Genomic DNA, 12,688 nt, shown 5'->3' on the forward strand with positions numbered 1-12,688 from the left:
CCGTGGTCAGGGAACCCCGTAGAACCGCTCCGTCTCCTCCACGGCGGACTGGAACCGCTCGTCGAAGTCGTTGCGAAGGAGCGTCCGGACCACGTAGTCCTGGACGCTCATCCCCCTTTTCGCCGCCTGGTGCCGGAGCCGCTCGAGCAGCTCCTCGTCCATCCGCAGGCTGAACACGCTGGTCCCCATGCCACGAGGGTCGCGGGCAGGCTCCGGTGACGTTCACTTTCCGCCGCCGATTCACTCGTACGGGTGAGGATCGGGCTTCAGTGGCCTGCGTCACGGCAATCACCCTGCGCCCCAGCTTGCTTAGAGAGAGTAATGAGTTACCCTAAATACATGCCGGACCTAACCCATGGCGACGACGCTGCCGCCGTGAACTCCCTTCGCTCCGCCGTGATGCGCCTGTCCCGTCGGCTCAAGCACCAACGGGTCGACGAGTCGCTGAGTCCCACCGAGATGTCGGTGCTGGGCACTCTCTCCCTCTGCGGCCAGGCCACCCCGGGTGAACTCGCCCGCAAGGAGCACGTCCAGCCGCCGTCGATGACCCGCATCGTGGCGCTGCTCGAAGCCAAGGGGCTGGTCCGTCTGGAGCCGCACTCCGAGGACCGGCGCCAGAAGGTCGTCACGAAGACCGAGCAGGCCGAGGCCATGCTCGAGGAGAGCCGCCGCAAGCGGAACGCCTTCCTGGCCACCCTGGTCGACGACCTCGACGAGGACGAGTGGGCGAAACTGCGCGCCGCCGCCCCCGTACTGGAGAAGCTCGCCCACCTGTAAGCAGCGTTCACGAGGAGGCGACCCTTTTGAGTTCGGGACCCGGAGCAGACTCCGCCCCCGCACCGGCCACCCACGAATCCCCGCCCACCCCCGCACCGCCCACCCCCGCACGGGCCGCGCGCCAATCCCCGCCCACCCCCGACACTCCCGCCTCGCCCGCGGGCACCCGCAAGTCCTCGATGTTCAGCTCCCTGAAGGTCCGCAACTACCGGCTCTTCTTCCTCGGCCAGGTCGTCTCCAACATCGGCACCTGGATGCAGCGCATCGCCCAGGACTGGCTGGTCCTCAGCCTCACCGGCTCCTCGACCGCCGTCGGCTTCACGACGGCCCTGCAGTTCCTGCCGATGCTGCTGTTCGGCCTCTACGGCGGTGTCCTGGTCGACCGGCTGCGCAAGCGGCCCACGCTGCTCGTCACCCAGGTGGCCATGGCGCTCACCGCGATCGCGCTCGGCGTCCTGACCCTCTCCGGACACGTCCAGGTCTGGCACGTCTACCTCGCCTCCTTCGCCGTCGGCCTCGCCACGGTCCTCGACAACCCAGCCCGCCAGACCTTCGTCTCCGAGCTGGTCGGCCCCGGCCAGCTGCAGAACGCGGTCAGCCTGAACTCCGCGAACTTCCAGTCGGCCCGTCTGGTCGGCCCGGCCGTCGCCGGTCTGATGATCACCGGCGTGGGCACCGGCTACGCGTTCCTCGCCAACGGCCTGTCCTTCGTCGCGCCCGTCGCCGGCCTGCTGCTGATGCGGGCACGTGAACTCCACGTCGTCGAGCGCGCCCCGCGCGCCAAGGGCCAGCTGCGGGAGGGCCTGCACTACGTCGCCGGGCGCCCCGAGCTGATCTGGACCATCGTCCTGGTCGGGTTCATCGGCACCTTCGGCTTCAACTTCCCCGTCTACCTCTCGGCCTTCGCCGACGACGTCTTCCACGCGGGCGCCGGCGCCTACAGCCTCTTCAACACGCTGATGGCCATCGGCTCCCTCGCGGGCGCCCTGCTGGCGGCCCGGCGCGGCACCACCCGGATGCGGGTACTGATCGCGGCGGCGGTGGCCTTCGGCACGATGGAGCTGGTGGCCGCGACGGCCCCCTCTCTGTGGCTGTTCGCCCTGCTCATGGCCCCGATCGGAATGTTCGGCATGACCGTCAACGTCACCGCGAACACCAGCATCCAGATGACGACCGACCCGGCCATGCGCGGCCGCGTGATGGCCCTCTACATGATGGTCTTCCTGGGCGGCTCGCCCGTGGGCGCACCGATCGCCGGCTGGGTCACGGACGCGTACGGCGTCCGGGTGGGCCTGGCGGTGGGCGGCGCCATCGCGGCGGCCGCGGCCGTCACGATCGGCCTGGTCCTGGCCCGCGTGGGCAACCTGCGCCTGTCGGTGGGCTGGAACGGCGGGCATCCGCAGGTCGCCTTCGTGCCACGTGAGCGGGAACCGGAGCGGCTGGCCGCGGCGGCGTAGCCCTCCAGCGCGTCAGTCGCGGGGGAAGTCGTCGGTCTTGAGGGTGAGGCCGACGACGGTGCCGGTGAGGTCCACGTCGTCTCCGAAGGAGACCTTCGTCTCGATCGCGTAGTCGCCGTCCTTGGGGTGGAGGTAGAGGCGGCACTTGCCCTGATAGGGGTCGGCGATGAGGTACACGGGGACTTCGGCCACCGCGTACGCGGTCTTCTTGGGGCCGTAGTCGTTGGCGGCCGTGCCCCGGGAGACGACCTCGGCGACGAACTCGACGTCCTCATGGCGCCAGCGTCCCTCGTCGTCCTTCACCGCCGACGCGCCGAGCAGGGCCACGTCCGGGCAGAAGCCGTTCTCGTGGCCGGGAAAGTCGATACGTACGTCCGAAAAGACGTTGACGTCCATCCCGAACCTGTCCTCGACGGCCCGTACGATCCGGCGAATGATCTCCCAGTGGGTGTCGCGCTGCGGCGTCATGTGAACGTTGCCCCCGACGATCTCGACCCTGAAGCCTTCGGGGACGGGCATCCGCTCAAGCCGCTCGAACCACTCGTCCAAGCGCTTGGCATTGGCGTCGGCCATGGCGATCCTGTCGTCCAAGACGGTCATCGTGGCGCTCCTCCCCGGCTGCCCTGTGGACGAGTGCAGCCGCGCACTACAACGATACGTACGGTGACCGGGACGCGCCCGGGCGTGCGGGCCGGGCGGGCAGACTGACCCCATGAGACTCTTCGCCGCCGTACTGCCGCCCGAGGACGTGACCAGCGAACTCGCCGCCGAGGTGGCCGAGTTGCGGAAGCTGCCCGGCGCGGACGGCCTGCGGTGGACCGGCCGCCCCGGCTGGCACTACACCCTCGCGTTCTACGGTGAGGTGGACGACGACCTCGTACCGGAGCTGTCGGCACGGCTGGAGCGGGCCGCGCACCGTACCGCGCCCTTCCCGCTGGCGGTGCGCGGCGGCGGGCAGTTCGGGCACGGGCGGGCGCTGTGGGTGGGCGCGGAGGGTGATGTGCCCGCACTGCGGCTGCTGGCCGACCGGGCGGAGTCGGCGGCGCGCAAGGCGGGTGTGGGGATGGGGGAGCACCGCCGGTACAAGGCCCATCTCACGGTGGCCCGCGGGCGGGGGGACATCGACGTGCACCCGTACCTCAAGGCCCTGGCGGACTGCAGGAGCCGTACCTGGACGGTGGACGAGCTGGCTCTGGTCCGCAGCGACCTGCCGACGTCGGGGGTGCCGGGGGAGCAGCCCCGCTACGAGGCGGTCGCCCGCTGGCAGCTGGAGGCGGCCGGTTAGGCTCGATGACGTGGACCCGAAAACCCGGAACCGGATCATGGCCGGTGCGCTCGTGCTGATCTTCGTGGTGGTGGTCGTGGCGGCGGTGGTCGGCAGGTAACGCCCGGCCACCGCCGGCCGACAGCCCCGAGGGCTGCCGCCTACCAGGCGAAGGCCTCCGGGGACGGCCCCGGACCGGGGAAGATCTCGTCCAGGCCGGTCAGCAGTTCCTCGCTCAGCTCCAGCTCGACCGCGCGCAGGGCGGATTCGAGCTGCTCGGCGGTGCGCGGACCGACGATCGGGCCGGTCACGCCGGGGCGGGTGAGCAGCCAGGCCAGCGCGGCCTCGCCCGGCTCGGTCCCGTGCTTCTCGAGCAGGTCCTCGTAGGCCTGGATCTGGGCACGTGCGGTGGGGTCGGCCAGCGTGTCGGCGGCCCGTCCGGAGGCACGGCGTCCGCCCTGGACCTCCTTCTTGATGACCCCGCCCAGCAGACCGCCGTGCAGCGGCGACCAGGGGATGACCCCGAGGCCGTACTCCTGCGCGGCCGGGATGACCTCCATCTCGGCGCGTCGTTCGGAGAGGTTGTAGAGGCACTGCTCGCTGACGAGACCGATGGTGCCGCCGCGGCGGGCGGCGATCTCGTTGGCCTGGGCGATCTTGTAGCCGGGGAAGTTGGACGACCCGACGTAGAGGATCTTCCCCTGCTGGATGAGGACGTCGATCGCCTGCCAGATCTCCTCGAAGGGAGTCGAGCGGTCGACGTGGTGGAACTGGTAGACGTCGATGTAGTCGGTCTGCAGGCGCTTCAGGCTGGCGTCCACGGCCCGCCGGATGTTCACGGCCGACAGCTTGTCGTGGTTGGGCCAGGCGGCACCGTCCGCGGCCATGTTCCCGTAGACCTTGGTGGCGAGCACGACCTTGTCGCGGCGGCCCTCACCCTGGGCGAACCAGGTACCGATGATCTCCTCGGTACGGCCCTTGTTCTCGCCCCAGCCATACACATTGGCCGTGTCGAAATAGTTGATCCCCGCGTCCAGCGCCGCGTCCATGATCGCGTGGCTGTCCGCTTCGTCGGTCTGCGGACCGAAGTTCATGGTGCCGAGGACGAGTCGGCTGACCTTGAGTCCCGTGCGTCCGAGCTGCGTGTACTTCATGACCACTCAGCCAACGTCTTGGAGTGCGCTCCAGGCAAGTACGTGCATGGCAGAGTCATGCCATGAAGGCCTCGATCACGGCATCCGGTCGGTGCGCCGGGTGGTGAAGCGGTTCGGCGGCACGCTAACCGTCCGGTCGATGTCCCCGCGTTTCGAGACCGACCACTACCGCACCCCCGCAGGCGCCCTGGTCGGCCTCCGCGTTCACACCGACGCCTGCGTCACGGCGTTCGTCCAGAAGTCCAACTACGGGGTGAGCACCAACGGCCCGTACCTGGAGTCGGGGTGTTTCGAGCCGCCGTACGGGCACTGAGGCCGGGGGCGGTCAGTCGCGGGGGAACTCGGCCGTCTTGAGGACGAGGTCCACGACGGTGCCGGTGAGGTCCACATCGTCTCCGAAGGGGACCTTCGTCTCGGTCGCGTAGTCGCCGTCCTTGGGGTGCGTGTGGACGAGGCACCTGCCCTGGTACGGGTCGACGACGAGGTAGACGGGGACCTCGGCCTCGGCGTACGCGGTCTTCTTGGGACCGTAGTCGTTGGCGCCCGTACTCCTCGAGATCACCTCGGCGACGAACTCGACGTCCTGGTGGCGCCAGAGGCCCTTGTCGTCCCTGTCGGCGCCGTCGGCCACGAGCGTCACGTCGGAGGCGAAACCGTTGAGGTGGCCCGGGTAGTCGATGCGGACGTCGGACTTCAGGCGCTTGCGCGGGTACTTGGCGCGCAGCTGCTCGACGATGTCCAGGGTGATGTCCCAATGGGTGTCCCGCTGAGGTGACATGAAGATGTTCCCCCCGACGATCTCGGTCTTGTAGCCCTCGGGGATGGGACTCTCTTCAAGCCACTCGAACAGCGCGTCGAGCGTGGGTCCGTCGCCACTCGCGCTGGTCTCGTCGCTCTCGGCCATTTCGATCCTGTCTTCAAGGACGGTCATCGTGGCGCTCCTCCCCGGCTGCAGCTCGGACGAGTGCAGCCGCGTAGCACAACGATACGCAGAGTGACCAGGGCATGCCCGGATTCGGTCAGACGTTTCCGGTCAGACGCTCTCGGCCGGGTGCGGCTCCGTCACGCCCCACGCCTGGTGCATCGCGTCCGCGAACGCCGCCGCGATCTTGTGCTCGCCGCTCTCGTTGGGGTGCGTGCCGTCGTAGGTGTCGGTGTGGATGTCGTACGACGAGGGGATCGACGCCGGCAGCAGGGGCGAACGCGGCTCGTCCAGGTCGGCCGCTGTCTTCGCCAACAGGTCGTTGAACAGGGAGACCTGCGCGGCGAAGGCGGTGTCCGAGTGTGCTCGGACGTTCGGGATCACCGGCAGCAGGACCATCCGGACGCGGGGTTCGGCCGCTCGTGCCTCGGTCACGAAGGCTCGGACGTTCTCCGCCGTCTGTTCCGCGTTCGTGTAGAAGCCGAGGTCGATCAGGCCGAGGGAGACGAGGAGGAGGTTCGCCCGGGTCTGCCGTACCGCGTCGCCGATCAGCGGGGCCATGTGCTGCCAGCCCTCGCCCCAGCCGGCCAGGTGGGCGCGGGGGAAGTCCGGGTCGGCGTACGCGTACGAGGTGGGGGCCTCGGTCACCTTGTCGTAGAGGGTCTCGCGCGGGCCCACCAGGGTGAACGGGCCGTCATATGCCGTGCACAGACGGCGCCATATCCGGTAGCGCCAGGTGTGTTCGCCCGCGCTCCCGATCGTCATGGAGTCGCCGACCGGCATGATCCTGAGCATCCGCTCATGATGGATGATCACCGGGGCGGTTGGGGTGCGCGAGCGTGTGAGGCCCGCCACGCGAGGGGGCCCGCCAAGCGATGCGTCCCGCCGGCCGTTCTCACCGTGTCGGCCGGGATGGCAGGCTAGGGCCATGCGTCGCTCCTTCGCCTTCCTCGCCGCGGGCTTCCTCGTCGGTGCGCTTGCCCAGCCGGCCGCCGCCGCGGACGGGGACGAGGGGTTCACCATCTCGGACCCCCGGATCACCGAGTCCAGCGGACTCGCCGCCTCCCGGCTGCATCCCGGCATCTACTGGACGCACAACGACAGCGACGACGGGGCCTTCATCTATGCCGTCGACAGCAGGACGGGGAAGACCGTCGCGACCGTCACGCTGACCGGCGTGGGCCGTCCCCGTGACGTCGAGGCCATCTCCATCGGCCCCGGCAACCAGATCTACGTCGGCGACATCGGTGACAACCTCGGCGGCAGCTGGCCCTATGTGTGGATCTACCGGCTGCCCGAGCCCAAGGAGCTGCGGGACCAGACGATCCGGGCCACGCAGTACGTCGTGAAGTACGCGGACGGGCCCCGGAACGCCGAGTCCCTCGTCGTGCACCCCAAGACCGGACGCGTCTACATCGTCGACAAGAACGAGAAGGGCGGGCACCTCTACGAAGGGCCGGCCGAGCTCTCCTCCTCCGGCACCAACGTCTTCAAGCCCATCGCCCCCGTCGCCGACCTGGAGGCCACCGACGCAGCCCTGTCCCCCGACGGTGAACAACTCGTCGTACGCAGCTACTTCGGGGCGATCGCCTACGACTGGAACGGCGGGAAGGTCAAGAAGCTGGAGCGGCTCGGCGTCCCGTTCCTGGGACAGGGCGAGTCCGTCACCTACACCGACGACGGTACGACGCTCATGTTCGGTGCCGAGGGGTCCGACAGTCCCGTGAAGCCGGAGGACGCGCCTGGGGACGCCGGGTCCAAGTCCCCTTCCAGCAAGGGGGGTTCCGCGAGCGGCGACGGCACGGGGACCGACGTCCTGGGCGGCAAGGTCAAGACCGGCGCGATCGTCTTGGTCGTCGCCGCCGCGGCCCTGTTCGGCCTCCGGCGGCTGTTCCGGCGTTCCTGATCCCTCGTCCTACGGGGCGTCGTCCGGCCGCGAGGGAGCGCTTGGCCCAGCGGCGCCAACGGGCTTCGCGCGGGTTCGGCAGTCGCCACACGTAGGGATCCGGAGCCCGTACTTCTTGGGCGAGGTTCCAGTCATGCAGCGCCAGGTTGCCGGGGCGCGTCCGGATCAGCGGGCGGACCAACCACTCATGAACCCGACGGAACATACAGACCCTCCGGGAGCATGAACCTCGCCCACACGCACTTCGTGTGCCGCTGCCGTGTGTGGCCCCAGCCGTGGGCCAGCCGCCCGACCAGGGCGAGTCCGCGTCCGCCCTCGCCGTCCGGACCGGAGTCGCGGAGTTCGGGAAGTCTGTCCCGGTCGGGGTCGTGGACCTCCAGGAGCAGGTACGGCCCCCGGAGCGCGATCGTGACTCTGACCTGGGCGCAGGACACCCGGCAGTGGGTCACCGCGTTGGTCAGCAGTTCGTTCGCCGAAAGGGTGACGTCGTCGGCGAGTTCGTCCGTGATCCCCCAGTCCGCGAGGGCCTTGCGGACCTGTTGGCGGGCGGTTGGCACGTGTCGCCTGTGCTTGGGGATGCGGAAGGTTTCGGTTGCGGACATGGGGGTGCCGTACCTCCTGACGTGTCGTCAAGGATGCGCTCCATTGCGGCGCATTCATGAAGGTAGGGCCGTATTCGACGAACATGCAGCCAAACCGAGTGAATACATTCAGTCGTCCACTCGATCGAGTGGTGCGCTCTCGGGGCGGCGGTCGGTGTGGCAGCATCGTTGCCGACGGAGAGGGAGGTCCCATGCCCGCAGGTGGACGGCCGACGGTGCGCAGCAGGCGCCTGGGTGCGGCGCTCAGGCAGTACCGGCACGCCGCCAAGCTGGATCAGCCGCAGGCCGCCGAGGTCATCGCGTCAAGCCAGGCCAGGATCAGTCGCCTTGAGAGTGGGCACGTCACCGCGCGGGTCATTGAGGTACGGCTTTTGCTTGACGCCTACGGCGTCAAGGATCCGGAAGTGCGAGACAAGCTGGAGGAGTTGGCCAAGCATTCCAAGAACCGGGGCTGGTGGCTCGAACACGCGGCGCACCTTCGGCCCGACTACGTAGACCACATCGCGTTGGAGGACGACGCGACCTACATCCGCGAGTGGCAGCCGGTGATGATGCCGGGGCTCCTGCAAACTCCGGCCTATGCGGAGGCGGTTATCGCTGCCAGTCCCCACTACATCGAGCCGGAACGGGCCGCCCAGTTGGTGAAGGTCCGTGTGGGGAGGCAAGCGAAGATCGAAGAGGGTGGAGCGTCGTACACGGCCATCCTCTGGGAAACGGTCCTCACGCAACCGCTGGTGACCGTGGAGATCCACCGGGAGCAGTTGTCCGCGATCCTTGAGATCGGAAAGCGGAAGAACGTCACGGTGCAGGTGCTGCCGTTCAGCGCGGGCGTGCTGGCCGGTTACTCCTCCGCCTTCTACTCGTTCAGCTTCGACGAGGAGCCGACGGTCGAAGCGGTCGCCATGGACAATCTGCGAGGCGCGTCTGTCCTTGAAGGGGCCGAGGACCTTGCCGCTTACGCCAGTGCTTTCGACCTACTACGATCGTCAGCGTTGACGCCGGACGCGAGCGCGAAGCTCATCCGGGGCATACTGCGGACCTTGAAGGAAGACGCATCGTGACCGAGGTTATAGGCCCCTTCTGGAAGTCGTCGTACTCGGGGGCGGAGAACGCCTGCGTCGAGGTCGCCGACGCGGCCCCCAACGGCCGAGCCGTCCGCGACAGCAAGCAGCAGAACGGCCCCCTCCTCACCGTCTCGCACGAGGGCTGGCAGGCCTTCATCCGCCAGTTCGGGTGACGGACTGAGCGGGGGGTGCGCCTGGGGGTGCGGGTGTGCCGGCGGTGAACTGTGCGGCGGCGTGAGAGAAGTCGAGATCGGTCTGGGCGACGGCCCGGCCCGTGACCTTTGGAGGCAACTGATGGCCACCTACACCCCGAACTTTCCCGGCCGCGGCACGATCGTCGAAGAGGCATGGCTCGCAGGCCGTGCCGAGGGCCGTGCCGAGGACATCCTCCACATCCTCGGCACACGCGGCATCGAGATCTCCGACGCGGTCCGGGGCCGGGTCATGGACTGTACCGATCTGGACGTGCTGGGAACCTGGTTCGGCCGGTCCCTCAGCGTGACGGGCGCCGAGGAGCTGTTCGCCGAGGAGTAGGGCCTACGAAGGGCGCCCCGCGGTACTCCGGTACTCCGCAGGGCGCCCTTCGTCGTCGTACCCACGACCTGATGGTCACCCCAGATAGGCCGGGCCACGGCGGAGGTCATCAGGCGGCGGGCCGCGCCCGTGCCGTCGACGGGGAGGACGCCCCCATTCCGCAGTACGACGACAAGGGGCGCCCGAACCGGCCGGGCGCCCCTTGTCGTCGTACGAGCTGCTGTGTCGTCGTGCGAGCTGTTGCTTACAGCTTCTCGATCACGTAGTCGACGCACTTGGTGAGCGCCTCGACGTCCGCCGGGTCGATCGCCGGGAACATCGCGACGCGGAGCTGGTTGCGGCCGAGCTTGCGGTAGGGCTCGGTGTCGACGACGCCGTTGGCGCGCAGGACCTTGGCGACGGCGGCGGCGTCGATCTCGTCGCCGAAGTCGATCGTGCCGATGACCTGGGAGCGCTGGGCCGGGTCGGTGACGAACGGGGTGGCGTACTTGCTCTCCTCGGCCCAGCTGTACAGGCGGGTCGAGGAGTCCTTCGTACGGCCCGTGGACCAGGCGAGGCCGCCCTGGCCGTTGATCCACTCCAGCTGCTCGTTGAGGAGGAAGAGGGTGGCGAGGCCCGGGGTGTTGTACGTCTGGTTCTTGCGGGAGTTGTCGATCGCCGTGGGGAGCGAGAAGAACTCCGGGACGTGGCGGCCGGAGGCGTGGATCCGCTCGGCGCGCTCGATCGCGGCCGGGGAGAACACGCCGATCCACAGGCCGCCGTCGGAGGCGAAGGACTTCTGCGGGGCGAAGTAGTAGACGTCGGTCTCGGCGATGTCGACGGGGAGTCCACCGGCGCCGGAGGTGGCGTCCACCAGGACGAGGGACCCGGCGTCCTCGCCCGCGACCCGCTTGATGGGGGCGGCGACACCCGTGGAGGTCTCGTTGTGGGTGAAGGCGTACACGTCGACGCCCGCCTCGGCCTGCGGCTCGGGGTGGGTGCCGGGGTCGGCGGAGATGACCGTGGGCTCGGCCAGCCAGGGCGCCAGCTTGGCGGCCTTGGCGAACTTGGAGCTGAACTCGCCGAAGCTGAGGTGCTGCGACTTGTTCTCGATCAGACCGTGGGTCGCGACGTCCCAGAAGGCGGTGGAGCCGCCGTTGCCGAGGATGACCTCGTAGCCCTCGGGGAGCTGGAACAGCTCGGCGATGCCCTCGCGGACCTTGCCGACCAGGTTCTTGACGGGGGCCTGACGGTGGGACGTGCCCATGAGGGACGTCCCGGTGGAGGCGAGTGCGTCCAGCGCCTCCGTCCGCACCTTGGAGGGACCCGCACCGAAGCGTCCGTCGGCGGGCTTGATGTCAGCGGGAATCTCGATGTCAGCCACGAGGCGGAGGGTATCTCTTCGGCGAAACCGGACGGAAACGTGTCCGTTCGATGAGACAAGTCCTCCGGCCCGTGGACTTGTGAGGTTGTACCACCAGCTGCGCGCGTCTACGAGGACGGAGCTACGAGGACGGAGCTACGAGGACGGAGCTACGAGGACGGAGCTACGAGGACGGAGCCAAGGATTCGGATCTACGCGTTCGGATCCGACGGCGGATCTGCGACGGCGGACTACGGGGTCAGCCGTATCGGCAGCTCGAAGAGGTCGTTCTGGGTGACCACCGGCTTGTTGCGCAGTTCGCTCGCGGGGACCGCCAGGTCCAGCCCGGGGAAGCGCTCGTACAGGGCGGGCAGCGCCACCCCGGCCTCCAGGCGGGACAGGGCCGCGCCGGGGCAGACGTGCGGGCCGTGCCCGAAGGAGATGTGACGGTTCTTCGTGTTCTTCGTCTGACGGGTGATGTCGAAGTCGCCCGCTGTGGGGCCGTGTGCCCGCTCGTCGCGGCCTATCGCGCCGTACGAGACGATCAGCGCGTCGCCCGCGGGGATCACCTTGTCGCCGACCGGTACGTCCTCGGTGGCGAAGCGGATCAGGACGTGGGAGGTGGGGGTGGAGTAGCGCAGGGTCTCCTCGACCACCGCCGACCAGTCCACTTCGCCCGAGAGGACGAGGGCACGCTGGTCGGGGTGGGTGGAGAGGTTGACCACGGCGTTGACGATCAGCGAGATCGTCGTCTCGTGGCCTGCGGCGACCATCAGCTGCAGGGTGGAGACGATCTCCTCGTCGGTGAGGTGGTCGTCGTCCTCGGAGGCAAGGATCAGGGCGGACGTCAGATCGTCGCCGGGCTGCGCGCGCTTCGCCGCGACCGTCTCCGTCATGATGTGCGCCAGCTCGGTGAGCGTGGCGATGACCTCCGCGGGCGGGGTCAGGGTCGAGAAGAACTTCTCGAACAACGCCTTCAGACGCGGCAGCGTCGACTCCTCGATGCCCATCAGGTCGGCGATGACGTACATCGGGAGCGGGTAGGCGAAGGCCGCCTTCAGATCGACGACGTCACCGGAGGGGGTGGCGTCACCCGAGGGGCTGATGTCACCCGAGAGATCGTCGAGCAGTCCCTGCGTGAGCTTGGTGATCCGCTCCCGCAGCCGCTCCACGCGGCGCGGCGTGAGCGCCTGCGCGACGAGCGTGCGCATCCGCCGGTGGTCGGCGCCGTCCACGGTGAGCATGGAACGGCCCGGGTTGGCGAGGCCGATCAGCGGCCAGTCCGCGGGAATCTCGCCGCGCTGCCAGGCACCCCAGACGTTGATGTCCTTGACCAGTCTGGGGTCGGTGAGTAACTCCTTGGCTTCGGCGTGGTGGGTGACGGCCCAGACGGGGACGCCGCCCGGCAGTTCGACGGCGGCCAGCGGGCCCGCCTCGCGCAGCCTGGCGCTCTCGCCGCCCAGGTCGGCGACCAAGGGGTCGAGGGCGATACGGGTCGCTGCGGTGCCGGTCTCTTCGATGCCGATCGTCATGGGGAGTGCCTCCAGAGGCGGGAGTCGGTGTACTGCGTCATTACGGAGCAGCACGGACCCGGCCGGAGGAAGGCCGGCCGGGGACGGCCACGTGTCAGATCAACGCCCGGGCGTCAGATCAACGCCCGGGCGTT

General features: G+C 68.9%; 16 protein-coding genes. 8 read left to right on the plus strand and 8 right to left on the minus strand.

The genetic code is table 11. The features are described 5' to 3' along the window. Positions 1–6: 6 nt before the first annotated feature. Positions 7–189 carry a CopG family antitoxin gene (locus M2271_RS33435; protein WP_280891159.1) on the minus strand — a complete coding sequence of 61 codons (183 nt, stop codon included), beginning with the start codon at positions 187–189 and terminating at the stop codon, positions 7–9. Positions 190–339: 150 nt separating this feature from the next. Here M2271_RS33435 and M2271_RS33440 point away from each other — a divergent pair, with 150 nt between their 5' ends. Beyond that, complete coding sequence (locus tag M2271_RS33440) at positions 340–777, plus strand: MarR family transcriptional regulator (RefSeq protein WP_280891160.1); 438 nt, start codon at positions 340–342, stop codon at positions 775–777. Positions 778–956: 179 nt separating this feature from the next. Next, positions 957–2,234 carry an MFS transporter gene (locus M2271_RS33445; protein WP_348539212.1) on the plus strand — a complete coding sequence of 426 codons (1,278 nt, stop codon included), beginning with the start codon at positions 957–959 and terminating at the stop codon, positions 2,232–2,234. Positions 2,235–2,246: 12 nt separating this feature from the next. Here the strand turns inward: M2271_RS33445 and M2271_RS33450 are convergent, their stop codons facing one another. After that, on the minus strand, positions 2,247–2,834 hold the full coding sequence (locus tag M2271_RS33450) for a Uma2 family endonuclease (RefSeq protein ID WP_280891162.1): 588 nt from the start codon (positions 2,832–2,834) through the stop codon (positions 2,247–2,249). Between the two features lie 112 nt (positions 2,835–2,946). Here M2271_RS33450 and thpR point away from each other — a divergent pair, with 112 nt between their 5' ends. Further along, positions 2,947–3,519 (plus strand): RNA 2',3'-cyclic phosphodiesterase, encoded by a 573-nt coding sequence (gene thpR / locus M2271_RS33455; protein ID WP_280891163.1) that lies wholly within the window; start codon positions 2,947–2,949, stop codon positions 3,517–3,519. Positions 3,520–3,659: 140 nt separating this feature from the next. Here thpR and M2271_RS33460 read toward each other — a convergent pair whose 3' ends face one another. Next, the gene (locus M2271_RS33460) at positions 3,660–4,652 is read right to left on the minus strand and encodes an aldo/keto reductase (protein ID WP_280891164.1); all 993 of its coding nucleotides are present in this window, start codon (positions 4,650–4,652) and stop codon (positions 3,660–3,662) included. A gap of 139 nt (positions 4,653–4,791) precedes the next feature. Between M2271_RS33460 and M2271_RS33465 the strand changes: the two genes are divergently transcribed. Then, complete coding sequence (locus M2271_RS33465) at positions 4,792–4,965, plus strand: hypothetical protein (protein ID WP_348539211.1); 174 nt, start codon at positions 4,792–4,794, stop codon at positions 4,963–4,965. Positions 4,966–4,977: 12 nt separating this feature from the next. Here the strand turns inward: M2271_RS33465 and M2271_RS33470 are convergent, their stop codons facing one another. Both M2271_RS33470 and M2271_RS33475 read right to left on the minus strand, forming a co-directional pair. Continuing rightward, on the minus strand, positions 4,978–5,583 hold the full coding sequence (locus M2271_RS33470; protein WP_280891165.1) for a Uma2 family endonuclease: 606 nt from the start codon (positions 5,581–5,583) through the stop codon (positions 4,978–4,980). Between the two features lie 102 nt (positions 5,584–5,685). Then, positions 5,686–6,369, minus strand: a complete 684-nt coding sequence (locus M2271_RS33475; protein WP_280891166.1) for an SGNH/GDSL hydrolase family protein — start codon at positions 6,367–6,369, stop codon at positions 5,686–5,688. Positions 6,370–6,502: 133 nt separating this feature from the next. On the opposite strand from M2271_RS33475, the gene M2271_RS33480 reads away from it, so the two are divergent. Then, positions 6,503–7,480, plus strand: coding sequence for a WD40 repeat domain-containing protein (locus M2271_RS33480; RefSeq protein WP_280891167.1), 978 nt, complete (start codon positions 6,503–6,505; stop codon positions 7,478–7,480). Between the two features lie 185 nt (positions 7,481–7,665). Here the strand turns inward: M2271_RS33480 and M2271_RS33485 are convergent, their stop codons facing one another. Next, positions 7,666–8,082, minus strand: coding sequence for an ATP-binding protein (locus M2271_RS33485; RefSeq protein ID WP_280891168.1), 417 nt, complete (start codon positions 8,080–8,082; stop codon positions 7,666–7,668). A gap of 191 nt (positions 8,083–8,273) precedes the next feature. Between M2271_RS33485 and M2271_RS33490 the strand changes: the two genes are divergently transcribed. The 3 genes from M2271_RS33490 to M2271_RS33500 all read left to right on the plus strand — a co-directional run bounded on the left by M2271_RS33490 (position 8,274) and on the right by M2271_RS33500 (position 9,680). Then, positions 8,274–9,143 (plus strand): helix-turn-helix transcriptional regulator, encoded by an 870-nt coding sequence (locus M2271_RS33490; RefSeq protein WP_280891169.1) that lies wholly within the window; start codon positions 8,274–8,276, stop codon positions 9,141–9,143. Further along, complete coding sequence (locus M2271_RS33495) at positions 9,140–9,319, plus strand: DUF397 domain-containing protein (RefSeq protein ID WP_280891170.1); 180 nt, start codon at positions 9,140–9,142, stop codon at positions 9,317–9,319. The genes M2271_RS33490 and M2271_RS33495 overlap by 4 nt, the downstream gene beginning before the upstream one ends. Positions 9,320–9,380: 61 nt before the next feature. Beyond that, the gene (locus tag M2271_RS33500; RefSeq protein WP_280891171.1) at positions 9,381–9,680 is read left to right on the plus strand and encodes a hypothetical protein; all 300 of its coding nucleotides are present in this window, start codon (positions 9,381–9,383) and stop codon (positions 9,678–9,680) included. A gap of 244 nt (positions 9,681–9,924) precedes the next feature. On the opposite strand, the gene serC is transcribed toward M2271_RS33500, so the two are convergent. Together serC and M2271_RS33510 are read right to left on the minus strand one after the other, a co-directional pair. After that, complete coding sequence (gene serC, locus M2271_RS33505; protein ID WP_280891172.1) at positions 9,925–11,043, minus strand: phosphoserine transaminase; 1,119 nt, start codon at positions 11,041–11,043, stop codon at positions 9,925–9,927. A gap of 230 nt (positions 11,044–11,273) precedes the next feature. Next, positions 11,274–12,554: a cytochrome P450 gene (locus M2271_RS33510; protein ID WP_280891173.1), complete on the minus strand. Its 1,281-nt coding sequence runs from the start codon at positions 12,552–12,554 to the stop codon at positions 11,274–11,276. Positions 12,555–12,688: the final 134 nt, after the last annotated feature.

The sequence above is a fragment of the Streptomyces sp. LBL genome (assembly GCF_029893585.1).
In the GTDB taxonomy this organism is placed as follows: domain Bacteria; phylum Actinomycetota; class Actinomycetes; order Streptomycetales; family Streptomycetaceae; genus Streptomyces.

Coding starts and splice junctions, on each gene's coding strand:
- M2271_RS33435 (WP_280891159.1), bottom strand. CDS start 189: ATGGGGACCAGCGTGTTCAGCCTGCGGATGGACGAGGAGCTGCTCGAG.
- M2271_RS33440 (WP_280891160.1), top strand. CDS start 340: ATGCCGGACCTAACCCATGGCGACGACGCTGCCGCCGTGAACTCCCTT.
- M2271_RS33445 (WP_348539212.1), top strand. CDS start 957: ATGTTCAGCTCCCTGAAGGTCCGCAACTACCGGCTCTTCTTCCTCGGC.
- M2271_RS33450 (WP_280891162.1), bottom strand. CDS start 2,834: ATGACCGTCTTGGACGACAGGATCGCCATGGCCGACGCCAATGCCAAG.
- thpR (WP_280891163.1), top strand. CDS start 2,947: ATGAGACTCTTCGCCGCCGTACTGCCGCCCGAGGACGTGACCAGCGAA.
- M2271_RS33460 (WP_280891164.1), bottom strand. CDS start 4,652: ATGAAGTACACGCAGCTCGGACGCACGGGACTCAAGGTCAGCCGACTC.
- M2271_RS33465 (WP_348539211.1), top strand. CDS start 4,792: ATGTCCCCGCGTTTCGAGACCGACCACTACCGCACCCCCGCAGGCGCC.
- M2271_RS33470 (WP_280891165.1), bottom strand. CDS start 5,583: ATGACCGTCCTTGAAGACAGGATCGAAATGGCCGAGAGCGACGAGACC.
- M2271_RS33475 (WP_280891166.1), bottom strand. CDS start 6,369: ATGCTCAGGATCATGCCGGTCGGCGACTCCATGACGATCGGGAGCGCG.
- M2271_RS33480 (WP_280891167.1), top strand. CDS start 6,503: ATGCGTCGCTCCTTCGCCTTCCTCGCCGCGGGCTTCCTCGTCGGTGCG.
- M2271_RS33485 (WP_280891168.1), bottom strand. CDS start 8,082: ATGTCCGCAACCGAAACCTTCCGCATCCCCAAGCACAGGCGACACGTG.
- M2271_RS33490 (WP_280891169.1), top strand. CDS start 8,274: ATGCCCGCAGGTGGACGGCCGACGGTGCGCAGCAGGCGCCTGGGTGCG.
- M2271_RS33510 (WP_280891173.1), bottom strand. CDS start 12,554: ATGACGATCGGCATCGAAGAGACCGGCACCGCAGCGACCCGTATCGCC.